Source organism: Acidithiobacillus sp. IBUN Pt1247-S3, from assembly GCF_041146875.1.
GTDB lineage: Bacteria > Pseudomonadota > Gammaproteobacteria > Acidithiobacillales > Acidithiobacillaceae > Igneacidithiobacillus.
This window is the reverse complement of the sequence record NZ_JBFRXP010000014.1, coordinates 15377-32175: the sequence shown is the minus strand read 5'-3', so window position 1 is coordinate 32175 and position 16799 is coordinate 15377. Positions and strand designations below refer to the sequence as shown.

Annotated in this window: 17 protein-coding genes; 9 read left to right on the top strand and 8 right to left on the bottom strand. The window is 58.4% G+C overall.

The genetic code is table 11. The features are described 5' to 3' along the window. Positions 1–17: 17 nt before the first annotated feature. Both AB4090_RS10515 and pgi read right to left on the bottom strand, forming a co-directional pair. Positions 18–1169, bottom strand: a complete 1152-nt coding sequence (locus AB4090_RS10515) for a D-alanyl-D-alanine carboxypeptidase family protein (RefSeq protein ID WP_369573832.1) — start codon at positions 1167–1169, stop codon at positions 18–20. Between the two features lie 70 nt (positions 1170–1239). Then, positions 1240–2859 (bottom strand): glucose-6-phosphate isomerase, encoded by a 1620-nt coding sequence (gene pgi, locus AB4090_RS10510; RefSeq protein ID WP_369573831.1) that lies wholly within the window; start codon positions 2857–2859, stop codon positions 1240–1242. A 308-nt stretch (positions 2860–3167) separates the two neighbouring features. On the opposite strand from pgi, the gene AB4090_RS10505 reads away from it, so the two are divergent. The 5 genes from AB4090_RS10505 to typA all read left to right on the top strand — a co-directional run bounded on the left by AB4090_RS10505 (position 3168) and on the right by typA (position 9478). Beyond that, the gene (locus tag AB4090_RS10505) at positions 3168–4625 is read left to right on the top strand and encodes a cytochrome ubiquinol oxidase subunit I (RefSeq protein WP_369573830.1); all 1458 of its coding nucleotides are present in this window, start codon (positions 3168–3170) and stop codon (positions 4623–4625) included. A gap of 52 nt (positions 4626–4677) precedes the next feature. Continuing rightward, positions 4678–5766: a cytochrome d ubiquinol oxidase subunit II gene (cydB, locus tag AB4090_RS10500; RefSeq protein ID WP_369573877.1), complete on the top strand. Its 1089-nt coding sequence runs from the start codon at positions 4678–4680 to the stop codon at positions 5764–5766. A 115-nt stretch (positions 5767–5881) separates the two neighbouring features. Then, positions 5882–6154, top strand: a complete 273-nt coding sequence (locus AB4090_RS10495; protein ID WP_369573829.1) for a hypothetical protein — start codon at positions 5882–5884, stop codon at positions 6152–6154. A 131-nt stretch (positions 6155–6285) separates the two neighbouring features. Beyond that, positions 6286–7509 (top strand): porin, encoded by a 1224-nt coding sequence (locus AB4090_RS10490; RefSeq protein ID WP_369573828.1) that lies wholly within the window; start codon positions 6286–6288, stop codon positions 7507–7509. A 148-nt stretch (positions 7510–7657) separates the two neighbouring features. Next, positions 7658–9478: a translational GTPase TypA gene (gene typA / locus AB4090_RS10485; RefSeq protein WP_369573827.1), complete on the top strand. Its 1821-nt coding sequence runs from the start codon at positions 7658–7660 to the stop codon at positions 9476–9478. Positions 9479–9493: 15 nt separating this feature from the next. On the opposite strand, the gene AB4090_RS10480 is transcribed toward typA, so the two are convergent. Together AB4090_RS10480 and apaG are read right to left on the bottom strand one after the other, a co-directional pair. Continuing rightward, on the bottom strand, positions 9494–10093 hold the full coding sequence (locus tag AB4090_RS10480) for a class I SAM-dependent methyltransferase (RefSeq protein WP_369573826.1): 600 nt from the start codon (positions 10091–10093) through the stop codon (positions 9494–9496). Further along, positions 10090–10467 carry a Co2+/Mg2+ efflux protein ApaG gene (gene apaG, locus AB4090_RS10475; protein ID WP_369573825.1) on the bottom strand — a complete coding sequence of 126 codons (378 nt, stop codon included), beginning with the start codon at positions 10465–10467 and terminating at the stop codon, positions 10090–10092. Before apaG ends, AB4090_RS10480 begins: the two co-directional genes overlap by 4 nt. Positions 10468–10619: 152 nt before the next feature. Here apaG and pal point away from each other — a divergent pair, with 152 nt between their 5' ends. Genes pal through queC form a run of 4 tightly spaced genes read left to right on the top strand, consistent with a single transcriptional unit; the run spans position 10620 to position 13356 of the window. Further along, positions 10620–11195 carry a peptidoglycan-associated lipoprotein Pal gene (gene pal, locus AB4090_RS10470; RefSeq protein ID WP_369573824.1) on the top strand — a complete coding sequence of 192 codons (576 nt, stop codon included), beginning with the start codon at positions 10620–10622 and terminating at the stop codon, positions 11193–11195. Positions 11196–11212: 17 nt separating this feature from the next. Next, positions 11213–12025 carry a tol-pal system protein YbgF gene (gene ybgF, locus AB4090_RS10465; RefSeq protein WP_369573823.1) on the top strand — a complete coding sequence of 271 codons (813 nt, stop codon included), beginning with the start codon at positions 11213–11215 and terminating at the stop codon, positions 12023–12025. A gap of 3 nt (positions 12026–12028) precedes the next feature. Then, on the top strand, positions 12029–12667 hold the full coding sequence (queE, locus tag AB4090_RS10460) for a 7-carboxy-7-deazaguanine synthase QueE (RefSeq protein ID WP_369573822.1): 639 nt from the start codon (positions 12029–12031) through the stop codon (positions 12665–12667). Further along, positions 12637–13356 (top strand): 7-cyano-7-deazaguanine synthase QueC, encoded by a 720-nt coding sequence (gene queC / locus AB4090_RS10455; protein ID WP_369573821.1) that lies wholly within the window; start codon positions 12637–12639, stop codon positions 13354–13356. The genes queE and queC overlap by 31 nt, the downstream gene beginning before the upstream one ends. Before the next feature lie 60 nt (positions 13357–13416). Here the strand turns inward: queC and tolB are convergent, their stop codons facing one another. Genes tolB through tolQ form a run of 4 tightly spaced genes read right to left on the bottom strand, consistent with a single transcriptional unit; the run spans position 13417 to position 16787 of the window. After that, positions 13417–14679 carry a Tol-Pal system beta propeller repeat protein TolB gene (gene tolB, locus AB4090_RS10450; protein WP_369573820.1) on the bottom strand — a complete coding sequence of 421 codons (1263 nt, stop codon included), beginning with the start codon at positions 14677–14679 and terminating at the stop codon, positions 13417–13419. Beyond that, entirely contained in the window at positions 14672–15679 is a 1008-nt protein-coding gene (gene tolA / locus AB4090_RS10445; RefSeq protein ID WP_369573819.1) for a cell envelope integrity protein TolA, read from the bottom strand. The genes tolB and tolA overlap by 8 nt, the downstream gene beginning before the upstream one ends. Then, positions 15676–16095: a protein TolR gene (gene tolR / locus AB4090_RS10440; protein ID WP_369573818.1), complete on the bottom strand. Its 420-nt coding sequence runs from the start codon at positions 16093–16095 to the stop codon at positions 15676–15678. Before tolR ends, tolA begins: the two co-directional genes overlap by 4 nt. After that, positions 16092–16787: a protein TolQ gene (gene tolQ / locus AB4090_RS10435; protein WP_369573817.1), complete on the bottom strand. Its 696-nt coding sequence runs from the start codon at positions 16785–16787 to the stop codon at positions 16092–16094. The genes tolR and tolQ overlap by 4 nt, the downstream gene beginning before the upstream one ends. Positions 16788–16799: the final 12 nt, after the last annotated feature.

Sequence of the window (16799 nt, the reverse complement as noted above, 5' to 3'; positions counted from 1 at the left end):
AATGGGAAGCCAGCGGATCATAATGCCCCCTGCGCACGATGCCAGAGACGACTAAACCAACCGGCCTTGGCCACGGCATTTTTTGCGACTACCGGCTCCGTTTTTAATACCTTACCCTGCCAAAGCAAGTCGAGAGTTCCCACCTGCGCACCGGCTTTCAGTGGTACCTGCAATTTGGGGTCGGCGACGAAGCGACCCTCCACTTTCCCCTGACTCGGCCGGGGAATGGCTACCGTGATTGCCGTAGGGGTGATGACCGAGAGCGTCTCTGGACTCCAATCGATTCGTTTCACCTGTGCCACAACCGCGCCGGCAGGATAGACCTGTTGCTGTTGCCAACCGTGGAATCCGTAATGCAGCATAGCGGAGGCATCGGTACCCGCCACCGCACGCGAGCTGGCCCCAAATATCACCGCCACCAAGGCGCGGCCATCTTTGCTGGCACTGACCGCTAGATCCCAATTGTTGCCGGATGCCAGACCTACTCCAAGCCCGGTGATGCCGTTCTGTCCTGCCAGGGGATTGTAGTTGTACTGGGTAATGTGGTTGTACTGATAGCTCGCCAGGCCTGCGATCTGTGCTACCTGCGGAAATTTCACCAACAGGGCACGCGCCAAGCGCGCCATGCCCAACGCCGTGCTGCGCTGCCCTGGGGTCGGCATACCATCGGGATTCACGAAATGGGTCTGGTGCAGCCCCATCGCCGCCGCCTCGCGGTTCATCAGATCGACAAAGCCACCGACACTGCCGGCCACCGACTGCGCAATGGCAATAGCGGCGTCATTACCGCCATCGATGAGCAGGCCGTGGGTGAGCTGATCCACGGTCACGGGCAGACCTGGCTGAATGAACATGCGTGAGCCCGGTGCATGCCAGGCGTCCACCGACACCGTGATGTGCTCATTCGGCTGCAACATTTTCTGACCCTCTGCCTGATAGAGCAGATAGGCGGTCATCAGTTTCACCAGGCCCGAGGGGTCATAACTGGTTTTGCCATTTTGGTCGAGGAGGACTTGATCGGTATTGACGTCGAGCAACACCGCCGCCTTGACGCCGGAAATCTGCGGCGCCGGCATGGGCGGGGGTGCAGGCAAGGTGGGTGTTGGCACGACGGCATAGGCGCTGCCGGAGACCAACAAAACGGCAAAAAATGTGGCTGTTTTTTTCATAGTGGCGGCAGATCTCGCAGGTGAAAGATTTCCCTTTGGAAAAACTGCCGCCGGGAAAAGTTCCCGCCGCCTAGCTGCGGCTGGCGCGATAACGCTCAATCAAGGCCTGTGTCGAGCTATCGTGAGCATGCTGCGTTGTGCCTTTCAGGTCGGATTCCACGCGCGCCGCCAGCACCTTTCCGAGCTCTACGCCCCATTGGTCAAAAGAGTCGATGCCCCAGATCACCCCCTGGGTGAAGACACTGTGCTCGTAGAGGGCTACCAGGGCACCGAGCGAGAAAGGTGTGAGGGCATCAACGAGGAGCAGGTTGCTGGGCCGATTGCCGGGAGAGACGCGATGGGGGATCTGCGCCTCGGTTACCCCCAGGGAGCGCAACTCCTCCGCCGAACGGCCGAAGGCCAGCGCCTCGCTTTGGGCAAAGAGGTTAGCCATAAGCAGGTCGTGTTGGTCGGCAAACGCACTCATGGGCGCCAGGAAACCCAGAAAATCACAAGGCACCAGACGCGTGCCCTGATGCAATAGCTGATAAAAGGAGTGCTGTCCATCTGTGCCTGGCTCACCCCAGATGATCGGCCCGCTATCTACCGCCAAGGGTGTCCCACTCAGATCGACGCGCTTGCCGTTGCTCTCCATCTGCAGTTGCTGCATATAGGCCGGAAAGCGCGCCAGATCATGGGCATAGGGCAGTATGGCCTGGCTTTGCGCCCCCCAGAAATTGTTGTACCAAACCGAGATCAGTCCGAGCAGGACGGGAAGATTCTGCTCCAGTTCGGCATGTAGAAAGTGCTCGTCCATGGCATGAAAGCCTTGCAGCATCTCGGCAAAGCCGGCCGAGCCAATCGCCAGCATGGTCGCCAGACCGATAGCGGAGTCCATGGAATAGCGTCCGCCCACCCAGTCCCAGAAGCCGAAGCTGTGCTCCGGATTCATGCCAAAGGCGGCGACGGCTTCACTGTTGGTGGAAACGGCGACAAAGTGGCGCTCTACCGCCTGTTCTCCCAAGGCCGCGACCAGCCAGCGCCGCGCCGCATGGGCGTTGGTCATGGTTTCCAGGGTAGTAAAGGTCTTGGAGGCGACGATGAACAAGGTTTGCGCCGGGTCGAGATCGGCCAGTACCGCCGCCAGAGCCGCACCATCCACATTGGCGACGAAGTGCTCGCGCACGCCAGCAATCCGCTGCGAACGCAGCGCATGATAGGCCATCTCCGGCCCCAAGTACGAGCCGCCAATGCCAATATTGACGATCTGGCGCAGGGGTTTTCCCGTCGCCCCCAACCATTCGCCTTGGTGTACCTTATCGCAAAAGGCCATCATACGCTGGAGGACAGCGTGTACTTCTGGCATGACGTTGGCACCCTGATCGCAAATTTTGGCGCTGGCCGGGGCACGCAGGGCCGTATGCAGAACAGCGCGATCTTCGGTGCTGTTGATATGTTCGCCGGTGAACATCGCGGCGCGACGCGTTTCCAGACCACGTTCCCGCGCCAGATCGAACAGCGCCACCAAGGTCTCTTCCCGCAGCCAGTTTTTCGAGTAGTCCAGATAGATGCCGCAGGCTTGCGCCGTCATCTTGCTGCCACGCTCTGGTCCCGCAGCAAACAGCTTGGCGATTGTTGTCGCGCCCCAATCGTTGCACAGTTTCTGCAATTGTTGCCACGCTGGGGAGTCCTGCAATTTCGCTGCGCTCATGCCATATCTCCTAGGGCTGGGAAATCCGTTTTGCGAGTACTAGCAAAAGAGTAGGAGAAGGCAGGAGCCTGCGCAAGGATAAAATTTTCTCAGAATAAAAATATCTATATATATGTTTATATTGGGTTATTTAGACTGATGTGGTGCAAAACAACCCTCCAATATGGTGCATTTGAACGAATCCCTGCAGGCTATATCACCAAACCCTTATTTTTCCTGCCACACGGATCTTCCAGAAGATGGCACGCGCTTTGCTCTGCTGGCCGTAGTAGTTCCATCAATAACCCTACCGAATCGAGGAATCAGCAATGATCATCGAAAACAGCTTACCCGTCCTGCTCAGTCGGCTCGACTTCGCATGGATTACCACCATGCACATCATCTGGACGCCAATGACCATCGGCATGTCCTGGCTCCTGTTTTTTCTGGAGGTCGCTTGGTTACGCAGTGGCGATGAGCGTTGGTATAAGCTCAACCGTTTCTTTGAGAAAATCTTCATCATCAACTTTGGTGCCGGCGTGGCAACCGGGGTGACCATGGAGATGGCCTTCGGCATTCTTTATGGCCCATTTTCCCAAGCCGTCGGTCCTTTCTTCGGTAATATCCTCGGCTTCGAGACCATCACTGCCTTCATGTACGAGGCGGGCTTTATCGGTTTGATGGTGTTTGGTTGGGGCAAGGTGAGTAAGGGTATGCACCTCTTTGCCACCTTCAATGTTGGCCTGTCCTCCAGCCTCTCGGCGATGTGGATCCTGGTTGCTAACTCCTGGATGCAGACGCCCAATGGGGTCGTTCTCAAGGACGGCCTATTCCAGGTAGAAAACTGGTGGCACGCCATCCTCAATGACAACTTCATCTGGGGTTTTCCGCACATGTGGGTGGCGACCGTTGAGCTGGCGCTCTTTGTGATGGCGGGGGTGAGTGCCTGGTTCATCCTCAAAAATCGCAACGCGGATCTCTTCGTTAAAATGTTGAAGCCGACCTTGCTCGCGCTACTCATTGTCACACCCATCCAGATTTTTATCGGCGACAGCGTGGGTAAGGACGTGGCGGACACCCAGCCGACTTCCCTGGCGGCGATGGAAGGCCACTACCACACCTACACCGCGGATGGTAAGCCAAACACCAGTTGGAACCTGATCGCTATCCCCAATGCCAACAATGACGGCAACCTCTTCCAGATTTCCATCCCGCACGTTCTCAGTTTGCTCGAGACGCATACCTGGGACGGCAAGGTTACCGGCATGGATCAGTTCGCCCCCGAGGATCGTCCGGACGTCTGGGTTCCCTTCTACGCCTTCCGCGCGATGGTGATGATCGGCTTCTTCCTCTTCTTTGTCGCCCTCTGGGGCAACTGGCTACGACTGCGTGGCAAGCTGAATGCTGCCTCCCTACGCCAACATCCCTGGTTCCTCCGGGCCGTGGTCTTTTCCGCCTTCCTCCCTTATTTGGCCATCTGGACGGGCTGGTGGGTGCGGGAAATTGGACGCCAGCCTTGGGTAGTGTATGGCTTGATGCGTACCTACGAGGGTGTCAGCCACATGAGCATCGCGCAGGAGCTGATCTGGTTTGCCGGCTACATTGTCTTTGAGCTCCTGGTCTGGGCCGGCGCCTGGTACTTCTTTAGCCGCGTCATTGCCAAGGGTGTGGACGGAATCGCGCCATCTGATCAGCTTTTCCATCACGGCGAGGAAGGCGATTCCCACGCTGGCGGCGGTCACGCCCAGGCGAGCTTCGCCAAGCCGATGCTGAAAGCCGAGCGCTAACTGCCATGGGGTGGCGCGGCCACCCCATTCCCTGAATATGACGGAGGTCACCATGGATTTTACCCACGACATCGTGCGGATCACTTCCGCCCTTTCCACCTGGTGGTGGATTCTGTTGGGTCTGATGTTTCTTTTATATATTGCCCTGGACGGGGCCGATCTCGGCGCCGGCATTTTTGCCTTGTTTTCCAAAGATGAAGACGAGCGTGGCGCGATCATGGCGTCAATGGCTGGTTTTTGGGATGGCAACGAGACCTGGTTGGTCGTTGCTGGCGGTGTACTTTTTGGTGCTTTCCCGCTGGTATACGGTTCCGCTTTCAACTACCTGATGTTTCCTTTGATGATCGCGCTCTGGGCGATCATCATGCGTGCTGTGGCCTTTGAATTTCATGTACACGCGCGCAGCAGCCGCAAGGTCTGGGGCTGGTTCTTCGCTATTGGCAGCTTGCTGGCGCCATTCTTTGCCGGCGTTGCCCTTGGCGCCAGTCTGCAAGGCTTCCCCATGCAAAGCGGTCTAGCGATGGCAAACATCGCCGGGCGTGGCTATAGCACCCCGGTGCTGCACTTTGCTGGTGGAGCCTTCGACTGGCTGACCCTCTTTAGCCTCTGGACCGGCTTTGGTGCGGTCATTGCCGCGGGCTTGGCAGGCGGTCTCTACCTATGTGCCCGCTTCCTCCCCGGAGATGTGATCCACGAGCGTGCCAAGGGTTGGACCAGCCTATTCTCCTTCCTCGCGCTGGCAGCCATCGTTGTTACCTTGGTCTGGTCCTACGCCATCTTCCCTTGGGCGGCAGCCAAGTGGACGGGCCCCAACTGGTGGGTCTGGGCGACCTGGATGGTGATTGTCCTGTTCTTCGCCTTCAAGTCCATGAGCAATCATTCTTCGGGGCACAATTTTATCGCCCTGCTCTGGGGTGAGGGCGTCGTCGCCCTGCTTTGGGCGGCGATGTGGGCAACGATGTACCCCTACATCGTGCCCGGTACCTGGACCATCCACGATGCGGCCAATCCGGCCAATTCACTGGCCGTGTTCACCCTGTTCATGACGGGTTTCGTGCCAGTGATGATCATGTACAACTGGTACCAGATCTGGGTCTTCCGTGGACGCTTCACGAAAAAAAGCGTTTACGCCGCCCATTGATTTGGGCAGAAAAGAGAACCGGGGCACTGCCCCGGTTTTTTTCGTCACCACGCAACTTTTCGCTACTCATCAAGGTCGTAGTTTTATAACCTAGCTCACCGCAAAGCAGACCGCCATGGATAGCATTCATCTCCTTCATCAGCTCTGTGATTCCCAGTGTCCAACCGAGTCTCTCGACTCCCTGTGTTTCCTTGATGCCTTGTTGGCCGGCCAGGAGCGCGTCGACGACCGCTGGCACCGCCTTTTGCGCCGCTTGCCTGGGGCCTCACCGTCCGAGCTTCTCGACCAAGTGTTGGAAGTGGATCGCGAACTGGGCCAGTATCGGCGTGCCATCACCTTTTTGCGCGCCAACATGGCAGCACACCTGGGCCCACCGCCAAACGCCTGAAAAAGTCGCAGCCATTTGTTTTTGGCAGGTCGTTGCAAAAAGTTCTTGGCAGACTGTTGCAAAGGCGCAAAAGGGGTGCTATAACTTCTCACGTTGTACGTTAACAACGGCTCATGAGGAGGAGCTTAGTCATGAAGAAGAATCTCGTAGCTTTTGCAGTTGCGGCAGCGGTATTGGTACCGGGCGCGGCCTTTGCCGCGGATAGTTCCGCCAAAGACAACGGCCCGATTCTGTATGGTTATGCGCAGATCACCGGCAGCCAGCAGTTTGGTACCGGCCCTAGCGCTTCCAACGGCTTGGTTTTTGGTGCCAATCGCATCCGTTTGGGCGTGAAAGGTGAGGCGGTCCACGGTGTTACCTACAACATCATGGCGGGGTGGGATAATGCCGCGATCAGTGGAAATAATGGTGGGCTGGGAAACCTGCTGAACAACGGCTTGGGTAACGGCGGTAACGCCTCTATTGTGGATGCTTGGTTAAACTATGCGCCGGTCCCCTTTGCGCAGCTGGAAGTGGGCAAGTTCAAACAGCCAGTAGGTAATGAGTATGTGGACGTGCAGGGGAATGCGTTACCGTTCATCTTCCGCAGCATGGGTCAATCGCTGTTGCCAGGCCGATCTGCGGGCGCCATGTTGCACGGCAATGACGTTATGGGAACCGGTTTCGGTTACGCCCTTGCGATTTCCGATGCGTCATCTTTTGATTATGGCTCTGCCTACAACAACTTGGAAGCGGGTTCACACCCCTCCGGTGGCGGGCAAGGCTACTTTCTGAATGGGAGTGGTCAGTATATTTTTTCGGGCCGCTTGACCTATGACTTTATGGGACCATTGTTGCACGCTGAATTGAGCGGGGCCCAGATGACCCTTCCCTTGAGCAATATGTACAATGCAGACAGCCTCACCACGTGGAACGTTGGTGTGCATGGCGGCCTGATGGGCATTCACTATGTAGCCGGTTACACCAACCTGAACACCGGTAGGAGCCGCAACGGCCAGGCCGGAGTGTCGGCGCAGGACTGGAACGTGGGGTTGGGCGTCAACTTGCATCAGATGACCCTTACGCCGTCTTGGTTGGATATCGAACCTGCTGTGCGTTTTGATTCGTTCAGCTATAACGACCATCGGGGCACTGACGAGAAGTTGGATAACACCACGGTCGGCTTGAACTACTATGTCAACCCGAACAACCCCCATGCGGCACAGATTCAGGTGAATTACATTATCCCCACGGGGCGTAGTGGCAAGTTTGGTCCGTATGCCACTGCCAGCACCGGCGTTTTTGGTGGCTACGGTGCCCCCATCAACGGGATGGCCTACAACACCCTGATGTTGCAGTTCCAGGCTGGCTTCTAAGTTCGCTTAGGATGCCAAGGGGCGCTTCGGTGCCCCGGTTTCGCCCCGTCACAGAGTTCCGTGGCGGGGCGGTTTGCTTTTTAGGGGCTATCTCGCTATAAGGGAGCCCGCTGCCGCGCTAGTCGGCTTTGCTTTACTGGGGAATTCTGTGTCACGCCAACTTCGCAACATCGCCATCATCGCCCACGTCGACCACGGTAAGACTACCCTGGTGGATCAGCTGCTGAAGCAGTCCGGCACCTTCGCTGCCCACCAGCAGGTGGAAGAGCGGGTTATGGACAGCAACGCCCTGGAAAAGGAGCGTGGCATTACCATCATGGCCAAGAACACCGCCGTGCAGTGGGGCGACACCCACATCAACATCGTCGACACCCCCGGCCACGCCGACTTTGGTGCCGAGGTGGAGCGGGTGCTGGGCATGGTGGATGGCGTGTTGTTGCTGGTGGACGCCGTGGAAGGCCCCATGCCCCAGACCCGCTTCGTTACCCGTAAGGCGCTGGAGCTGGGCCTCAAGCCTATCGTCGTTATCAACAAGATCGACCGCCCGGGCGCCCGCCCGGACTACGTCATCAGCGCTACCCTCGATCTTTTCGATAAGCTCGGCGCCACCGAGGAGCAGCTTGATTTTCCGGTGATGTACGCATCGGGCCTGCAAGGCTACGCTGGCGAAGACCCGAGTGTGCGTGAAGGCGATATGCGCCCCCTTTTCGAGATGGTCTTGAACAAGGTGGCAGCCCCGGAAGGCGATCCCGAGGGTCCGCTGCAGATACAGATTGCCGACCTGGATTACTCCAGCTATGTAGGCCGTATTGCCGTTGGTCGCGTACGGCGCGGCAAGATTCGCCCAGGACAAGACGTGGTGCTGCTACAGGGGCAAGACCACAAGCTGGTCAAGGCGCGCATCCTGCAGGTGCTCGGCTTTGACGGCCTCAAGCGGGTGCCCTGGGAAGAGGCATCGGTGGGCGACATCATTGCCGTCACTGGCATTGAGGAGCCGTCCATTGGTGCCACCATTGCCGCGCCTGAGGCGCCCGAGGCGCTACCGTGGAAGCCCATTGATGAACCGACCCTGAACATGACCTTTCAGGTGAATACCAGCCCCTTCGCCGGGCGCGAGGGCAAGTTTGTCACCAGCCGCCAACTGCGCGACCGCCTCTATAAAGAGCTGCTGACCAATGTGGCGCTGCGGGTGGAAGATACGGACAACGCCGATGTCTTCATGATTTCCGGCCGCGGTGAGTTGCACCTTACGGTGCTTATTGAAAACATGCGCCGCGAAGGCTACGAGCTGGCGGTATCGCGGCCGCGGGTGATTCAGCGGCAGGTGGACGGGGTGTGGGAAGAGCCCTACGAAGCCTTGACGGTGGACGTCGAAGAAACCCACCAGGGCACCATCATGGAACGCCTGGGCATCCGCCGGGGCGACTTGCAGGACATGCAGCCCGATGGCCGAGGCCGGGTGCGCCTGGAATATAAGATTCCGGCTCGTGGCCTGATCGGTTTTCATACGGAGTTTCTGACCGCCACGTCGGGCACTGGTGTCATCAGCCATATTTTTGATGGCTACGGACCGGTGAAGGGTGCAATTCCGGCGCGTAACAATGGGGTGCTGATTTCGGCAGAGGAGGGCGAGGCAGTTGGCTTTGCGCTTTTCAATTTGCAGGACCGCGGGCGGATGTTTGTCAGCCCTGGCGACAAGGTCTATGAAGGCATGGTCATTGGTATCCATAGCCGCGACAACGACTTGGTGGTCAACCCGCTCAAGGAAAAGAAGCTCACCAATATGCGAGCTTCCGGTTCCGACGAAAACATCATGCTCACCCCGCCTATCAAAATGACCCTGGAAGCAGCGGTGGAATTTATCGCCGATGACGAATTGGTCGAGGCGACGCCCCAGTCCATCCGTATTCGCAAGCGCTTCCTGACGGAAAACGAGCGCAAAAAGGCGGCGCGCAGCGGCGGCAACTAAAACTGACGGGGCTTTTCAGCCCCGTTTTTGCAGGTGGATACGACGAAACCAGCCACCCAGGGCGGCGGGCTGATCTGTTTGTAACTGCAATTCGGGGTGCGGCCCGAGCAGGTCCTCGAACACTAGGTCAGTGCGCGTGGCCAACGTCGCGGAGAGTGGCGCCAAGAGTCGGCGCAGCGGTGCCTTCTGCTCTGGGCGCAGGAATTTGTCGAAGATCAGTAGCGTGCCGCCGGGGCGTAACACGCGACTCGCTTCGGCGAGGGCCAGAGACGGGTGAGGCACCACCGCCAGAATCAGGTGCATCAAGACAGCGTCAAAGCCACCATCTGCTAATGGCAAGCGTTCGGCATCTGCCTGCAATAGATGTTCATGCTCTGCTCGCGGGCGGGCGCGGGCGAGCATCGCGGAGTTGAAGTCCAGCGCCACGTTGAGGGTGCTGGTGCTTAGATAAGGGAAATCCAGGCCGGTCCCCGCGCCAATTACCAGGATCTTTTCCGCATCTGCCGGGATACTGGCGATATTGGCGGCTCGTGCTGGGGCAGAAAAGCCCGCTACCGCCCGGTCATAGATGGGCGCCCAGACGCCGTAGGCGCGTTGCAGGCTCTGATAGCTCAATGGAAGACGGTTGCCACGGCGAGGCGAAATGCCGGAATGGGTGTCTCAAAGTCTTCACCATTTTCACTCACCCATTCGTAGCTGCCGTGCATACTCCCAACCGGGGTGGGCAGAACGGTGCCGCTGGTGTACTGAAAGCGTTCTCCAGGGGCGAGGGTCGGTTGTTCGCCGACGACACCTGGTCCGCGCACTTCTTGAATCCGCCCCTCGGCGTCGGTAATGATCCAGTGCCGGTTGCGCAACTGCGCGCGCTGGGGGCCGTGATTCTCAATACGAATCTGGTAGGCGAAGACGTAATGGTCCTGCTCCGGGCTAGATTGCTCGGGAATATAACGGGTCTCGACCTGAATCTGGATCTCGGTCGGTACACTCATGAGCTTCGCTCCTTGCTTGGCATTGGCTTATCAGTCTATTCCCCTGCCTGGGGGCTGCCAAGTTGCAGATAGCCGTGAATGATAGCCGTGAATGATTGCTGAATTTCCTGCGCTCGCGATACAATCGTCATTATTCTTTAGGAGAAGAAACCATGCAGCTTCGCAGTGTCATTGTTGTTTTCGGCATTTCTTTTTTGGCCCTGTCTGGCTGCGCGCGCAATGTGGGTAGTGGTGCGCCCAAGGCAGTGGGCCCGGTGGCGCCGGTGAGTTCGGTCGCCACCAACGGCTATAATGGCCAGGGGGTCGGTTCTCAAGACCTGAATACCAATGGTCCTATCGGCGGTACTAACCGCGGCTTGACTGCAGCGGAATTGGCTGCGTTGCCTAGCCATTTGCGCGTCCATTTCCCTTTCGATAGCGACAACATGGATGCCAACGGCCAAGCCATTGCCGCCGAGAACGCCCAGTTCATGATGAACCATGCTCACGTGCAGGTACGCTTGGAAGGCAACACGGATGATCGCGGCACCCAAGAATACAATTTGGCGCTTGGCGAACGGCGTGCGGAAACTGTGAAGAGCTATTTGGAGTCTCAGGGAGTGAGCGCTGCCCGTATCAGCACCGTCAGCTTTGGCAAGGACAATCCCCTCTGCAGCCAAAATGATCAGGCTTGCTGGGCGCATAATCGTCGCGTCGATTTTGTCTATAGTGGGGGATACAACGGCTGATTTGGAGGTCGCATTTCATGAAGGTTAAGCTGACTGCAGCACTGGCTGCCGCTGTCCTGCTCGCTAGCTCACCGGTGTGGGCAGATTCCGAGGGCCAGCAAATTCTCCAACTGCAGCAGCAGATGGCGGTGATGCAGAGCGAAGTGCAAAGCCTGATCGCCGTGCAAAAAGCGAGCCGAGGTAGCCAAACTGCCCTCGGCGATTTGCTTGATCGCTCGCAGCATATGCAGCAGGAAATTCGTGAGCTGCGCGGCGACCTTGAGAGCAAAACCCACGCGCTAGAGTCGGCACAGCAGGAAATCAACGCCAAATTGGCAGCCCTGTCGACTGCAGTGGCGACGACAAGCTCCGTGACGGCGTCGACAGCGAGTACCAGCAGTGCAGCAGTTTCCAGCACGACACCAGCTGGCGCCATTGCGGCAGAGGCGAGCAGCGCTGCCAGTTCTACCGTGCAGGGTTTGGGTCAGGCCGAGTATCAGCGCGCCTTTGCCTTGTTACAGGCCGGCAAATATGGCACTGCGGCAACGTCGCTGCAGGCCTTCATCCACAAATACCCGCAAAGTAGCCTCGTGGTCGATGCCTATTACTGGCTTGGCCAGGCACAGTATGTCCTCGGGCAGAACGATGCTGCCATCAAGAGCCTTACCACGGCTGCGCAGCATACCCAGAGCAGTAAGGCGCCAGATGCACTGTTGCGCATGGGACAGATTTACGAGGCCATCGGTCAGCCGGCCAAGGCGCGGGCGACCTTCAATCGGATTCTCAAGCAATATCCAAGCACCCCCGCGGCGCAAAAGGCGCAAACGCAACTGCAAGCCAGCGGCCATTGAGTTATGGCGCGGCTGCGCATTAGCGAGATCTTTCATAGCTTGCAGGGCGAGACCAGCGCCATGGGGCGCCCGGCAACCTTTGTACGCCTTACCGGTTGCCCACTGCGCTGCCAGTATTGCGACAGTGCCTATGCCTTTCACGGTGGCATGTGGATGGAGCTGGAAGAGATCCTCACCCAGGTGCAGGAGCGCGCAGGCCAGTTGGTAGTGGTCACTGGTGGCGAGCCCCTCGCCCAAGTGGGCGTGCACGAACTACTCAAGGTGCTGTGTGACGCGGGACGCGAGGTCTATCTCGAAACCAGCGGCGCCCTGTCCGTGCGCGACGTGGACCCGCGGGTGGTGAAAATTCTTGATATCAAGACACCGGGCTCTGCCGAAAGCGAGAAAAACGACTGGGAGAATTTGCAATATCTCCACGCCCAAGATCAGGTAAAATTCGTCTTGTGCAATCGCAGCGACTACGAATGGGCACGCGACTTCTTGCGCGAGCACCCGCTGCCGGCAAAGGAAATTTTGTTCTCCCCCAGTTATGGTGAATTGGACCTGCACGACTTGGCAGAGTGGATCCTTGTCGATCAATTACCGGTGCGTTTGCAGGTGCAATTGCACAAATGGATCTGGGGCGACGTCCCCGGCCACTAGCGGAGGTGAGCGTGACAGACAAACAGGCAATTCTGTTACTTTCCGGCGGTCTTGATTCCACCACGGTTGCTGGCTTGTTGCGTCGTGACGGGGTCGTCATCCATGCCTTATCTTTCGACTATGGGCAACGCCATCAGAACGAGCTCGATTATGCCCGCGCCGTGGCTCAGACCATGGCAGTGGCGAGTCACCGCATTCTCAAAATCGATCTCGGTGGTCTTGGTGGCTCGGCACTCACGGATACCAAGCTGGCGGTGCCGGAAAGTGGCGTCGGCGAAGGTATCCCGATCACCTATGTGCCGGCGCGCAATACGGTATTTCTCTCCTATGCGCTGGCGCTGGCAGAGGTGCTCAGCGTTGCGGATATTTACGTCGGGGTAAACAGCCAGGATTACAGCGGCTACCCCGATTGTCGTCCCGCCTTTATTGAGGCTTTTTCGCGTCTCGCCGCCGTGGCTACCAAACTTGGCGTGGAGGGCGAGTCGCCACGCATCCATGCCCCGCTGCAACATTTGCGCAAGGCCGAGATTATCCGCATGGGACTTGATGCCGGGGTGGATTATGGCATCACCCGTTCCTGCTACCAGCTGGATGCGGCGGGACGCTCCTGCGGACGTTGCGATGCCTGTCGCCTGCGCCTCGCGGCCTTTGCCGAGCTCGGTCTGCCGGACCCCGCGCCTTACGTCTGACCATAAAAAGGGTGCTGGGACAGCCCAGCACCCTGCACTTTATACCCTGTTTGCCTTAGCTCAGTTCGACCAGGCTGGTTGGCTGTCTTCGCCGGCACCGTGCAGGATTGCCAGGGTGCGCCCGTCGATACTCGCCTCGGCAAGCACTTTCACGCCCGCCCGATGGGTACCGTAAATTACCATTTCCCCATTGTCGGCAAAGCTTGGGTGGTCACAGTTTCCCTGTGCATCCAGCACGTTCAGGCCGCCCCCAGTGGCATCCATCACCGCCAGGGCGTAGACGCCATCCGTGCGATGGATGAACGCAATACGCTGCCCATTGGGAGAATAGGCAGGGCTGGCGTTGTAGTTACCACTATAGGTAATGCGATGCTGCCCGCCACCCTGGGAGTTCATGACGAAAATCTGCGGACCACCATCACGGTCCGACACAAAGGCGATTTGCCCATTAGGGGACCAACTGGGCGAGGTATTGATACTGCCCCCTTGTGTTAGTTGTTGCCGCTGGCCGGTACTAAGGTTAACCGTGAAGATGTTGGTTGCGCCCCCCTCCGAACGCGCATAGGCGAGCTCCTGACCGTTAGGCGAAAAGCTGGGCGCGCTGACGATTTGGCCACCCGGGGCGATGGCTTGGCGTGTTCCCGTGGCCAGATTCTGCACGAAGATGGTGGCACGCGAATTCACATAGGTAACGTAGGCAAGGCGTTGGTTGTTTGGGGACCAAACCGGTGAGAGCAATGGCATGCGCCCCTGCACCACCACATGCGGATTCCAGCCATCTGACTCGGCGACAAGTAACGAATACTCGGCACCCACCTGGCGCACGTAAGCAATGCGACTGGCAAAGGGTCCAGGCTTGCCAGTGAAGGCCTTGTAAATCACGTCGGCTACGTGGTGTGCGGTCATATGCAATTCCGCTGGGGAACAACTGAAGCGCTTGGCAGCCAGCTCCTGCCCGGTAGCGACGTTATAGACGTAGACGGTAACGGTGTAGCCCGCTGCGGTTTTTGCCACGGCACCTACGGCGAGCCCAGTGGCACCAATCCCGGTCCAGGTGTTTGCCTGTACCGCTGCCGGTGCCTGCGGATCGCTCGGGTAGCTGGCGGGATTGAGTACCTTGAACAGACCACTGTGACTAAGATCCGCGCGTACCACGTCGGCCACCGTCGGTTGCCCCGCAACCCCTGGGCCAAAAGAAGGTATGGCAATGGGCAGAGCGCTGGAAACGCTCTTGGTTACTTGTACCGTTAGGGCAGCCTCACTAGGCAATGCGAAGGCCAGGGAGAATAACCCCAAAAAAAGGAATACGACGCTCTTACGCATGGTTAAGATCCTCGGCGTTGAATTTAATGACGACGCTTTTGAAGGCACTATAGGGTAGACCGATGGGAGGGACAAAAGGTGCCGCTGCCTCGACGGCGCGAATAACTGCCTGGTCGAAGGCCGGGTTGCCACTGCCACTCACAACGCGCGGTTGGCCGATAATCGACCCCGTGGGCGTTAGCTCTATCGCTACCTCACAATTCAGCGATGCGGCAAAGGTAGTATCCCAGGCACGATAGACCCTGCGCTGTATTTTCTGACCAAATAATGCCTCCAGACGTTGATTTTCCGCGGCCTGTTGTGCCTTGGCGGCGGCGAGGTTGGCCTCGGCCTGTGCCGCCAACTGCTGCTGCAAGGCCTTGGCGCGAGCCGCCTGTGCCGCTTGTGCGGCCTCTGCGGCAAGCTGCTTTTTCAGGGCTGCTGCACGTGCCGCGGCTGCTTTCTCTGCGGCTGCCTTCTGTGCTGCCGCTTTCTCAGCAGCTTGCTGGGCGGCGCGCTCCTCTGCTGCCTTTTGCGCGGCCGCTTTGGTTGCTGCTGCTCGTTCTGTCGCTGCCTTTTCAGCGGCTGCTTTCTGCGCTGCGGCGCGTTGCACCGCTGCCCGCCGTGCTGCCAGTTCTTCCGCGTGTTTTTCTGCCGCGGCCCGCTCAGCGGTGAGCTTGGCTGCCGCTTCCCGTGCCTGTACCTGCTTTTCGACTTGCGCGGGCGACGGCTTCTCTGGCACCGGTTTGGGTACGGGCTTAGGCGTCGGTGCCGGTTTTGGCACTGGTGCAGGTGCGGGTTTTGGCACTGGCACCGGTTTCGGTACCGGTTTGGCTACGGGAGCAGGCTTTGCCACCGGCATGGGCGCTGGTGCCGGCAGGGCAGCTTCCAGGGTGGCTTGCATGGCAGCATGCCCGGCAGCCGGAATGTTGACGTGAAAGGTCCAGAACAACGCGACCAGAATGGCCACGTTGAGCACGACGGCCAGCAGTAGCGGCAGAATGCGGGGTTGCTCGTTCAATGGCGTTCCGGTCGCGTAAGTAGGCCCACGTGGGAAATACCCGCTTGCTGCAGGGCGGCCATGACCGCCATCACTTTGCCGTAGTCGGCGTGGGCATCACCGCCTACCAAAACCTGCATCTGCGCTGGATTGCCATGACCGACTTTGTCGACCGCCGCTGCTAAATTCTGTAGCTGTGGACTGAGGTGCTGATCCTTGTACTGCAGGTCGAGCTTGCCATCCTTGGCCACCGAGATAACGATGGGGGGAGTTTTGTCCGGCACGGGTTTGCTTACGCCCTTGGGTAGATTGACGTTAACGCCCTGGGTGAGTAGTGGCGCCGAGAGCATGAAAATGACCAAGAGCACCAAAGAAACGTCGATGTAGGGCACGACGTTCATCTCAGCAAGCAGACGGCGGCGCTTCCGACTTCTCATGCTTTGCTCTCGGGTAACTGACGGTGCAGGATATTGGTGAATTCATCCATGAAGACCTCGTAATGCGCGTCGAGTTCATCCAGACGATGGGCAAAACGATTGTAGAAAAAGGTCGCCGGAATGGCGGCAAAGAGACCCGCAAGGGTCGCGATCAGCGCCTCGGCAACCGGTGGTGCCACTGCCGCCAGGGTCGCCTGTTGCGCCATGCCAATATTCATGAAGGTTGTCATGATACCCCAGACCGTGCCTAGTAGCCCTACAAAGGGTGCCACGGAAGAAATCGAAGCGAGCAGGGGGAGGTTACTCTCCAATTGGCCGATTTCGCGGATCTGGGCGCCGCGCATGGCGCGCCGTGCGGCATCCAGGGCATCACTCGCGTGTCCCTTCCGTTGCCGTTGAAACTCCTCGTAGCCAGCGCAGAAGATACTGCCGGCGCCAATCTCCAGCTGCGGGTTGTTGCTCACGTTCTGATAGATCTGCGCCATTTCGCCGCCGCTCCAGAAGCGCTTTTCAAAACGCTTCAGTGCCCGGTGCGCGCTGGAAAACACCATCCCTTTCTGAAAGATTACGAACCAGGAGACAACCGAGGCGATCAACAATAAAAGCAAAATTCCCTGTACTACAGGACTGGCATGCAGAATCAGGTGGCTGATGGATAGATGCTGGGCAGAAGGTAAGGCACTGGTGTCCATGGAGTCTCGCGT

Coding starts and splice junctions, on each gene's coding strand:
- pgi (WP_369573831.1), bottom strand. CDS start 2,859: ATGAGCGCAGCGAAATTGCAGGACTCCCCAGCGTGGCAACAATTGCAG.
- tolQ (WP_369573817.1), bottom strand. CDS start 16,787: ATGGACACCAGTGCCTTACCTTCTGCCCAGCATCTATCCATCAGCCAC.
- AB4090_RS10490 (WP_369573828.1), top strand. CDS start 6,286: ATGAAGAAGAATCTCGTAGCTTTTGCAGTTGCGGCAGCGGTATTGGTA.
- AB4090_RS10515 (WP_369573832.1), bottom strand. CDS start 1,169: ATGAAAAAAACAGCCACATTTTTTGCCGTTTTGTTGGTCTCCGGCAGC.
- apaG (WP_369573825.1), bottom strand. CDS start 10,467: ATGAGTGTACCGACCGAGATCCAGATTCAGGTCGAGACCCGTTATATT.
- AB4090_RS10495 (WP_369573829.1), top strand. CDS start 5,882: ATGGATAGCATTCATCTCCTTCATCAGCTCTGTGATTCCCAGTGTCCA.
- AB4090_RS10505 (WP_369573830.1), top strand. CDS start 3,168: ATGATCATCGAAAACAGCTTACCCGTCCTGCTCAGTCGGCTCGACTTC.
- ybgF (WP_369573823.1), top strand. CDS start 11,213: ATGAAGGTTAAGCTGACTGCAGCACTGGCTGCCGCTGTCCTGCTCGCT.
- pal (WP_369573824.1), top strand. CDS start 10,620: ATGCAGCTTCGCAGTGTCATTGTTGTTTTCGGCATTTCTTTTTTGGCC.
- queC (WP_369573821.1), top strand. CDS start 12,637: ATGGATCTGGGGCGACGTCCCCGGCCACTAGCGGAGGTGAGCGTGACA.
- queE (WP_369573822.1), top strand. CDS start 12,029: ATGGCGCGGCTGCGCATTAGCGAGATCTTTCATAGCTTGCAGGGCGAG.
- tolR (WP_369573818.1), bottom strand. CDS start 16,095: ATGAGAAGTCGGAAGCGCCGCCGTCTGCTTGCTGAGATGAACGTCGTG.
- tolB (WP_369573820.1), bottom strand. CDS start 14,679: ATGCGTAAGAGCGTCGTATTCCTTTTTTTGGGGTTATTCTCCCTGGCC.
- cydB (WP_369573877.1), top strand. CDS start 4,678: ATGGATTTTACCCACGACATCGTGCGGATCACTTCCGCCCTTTCCACC.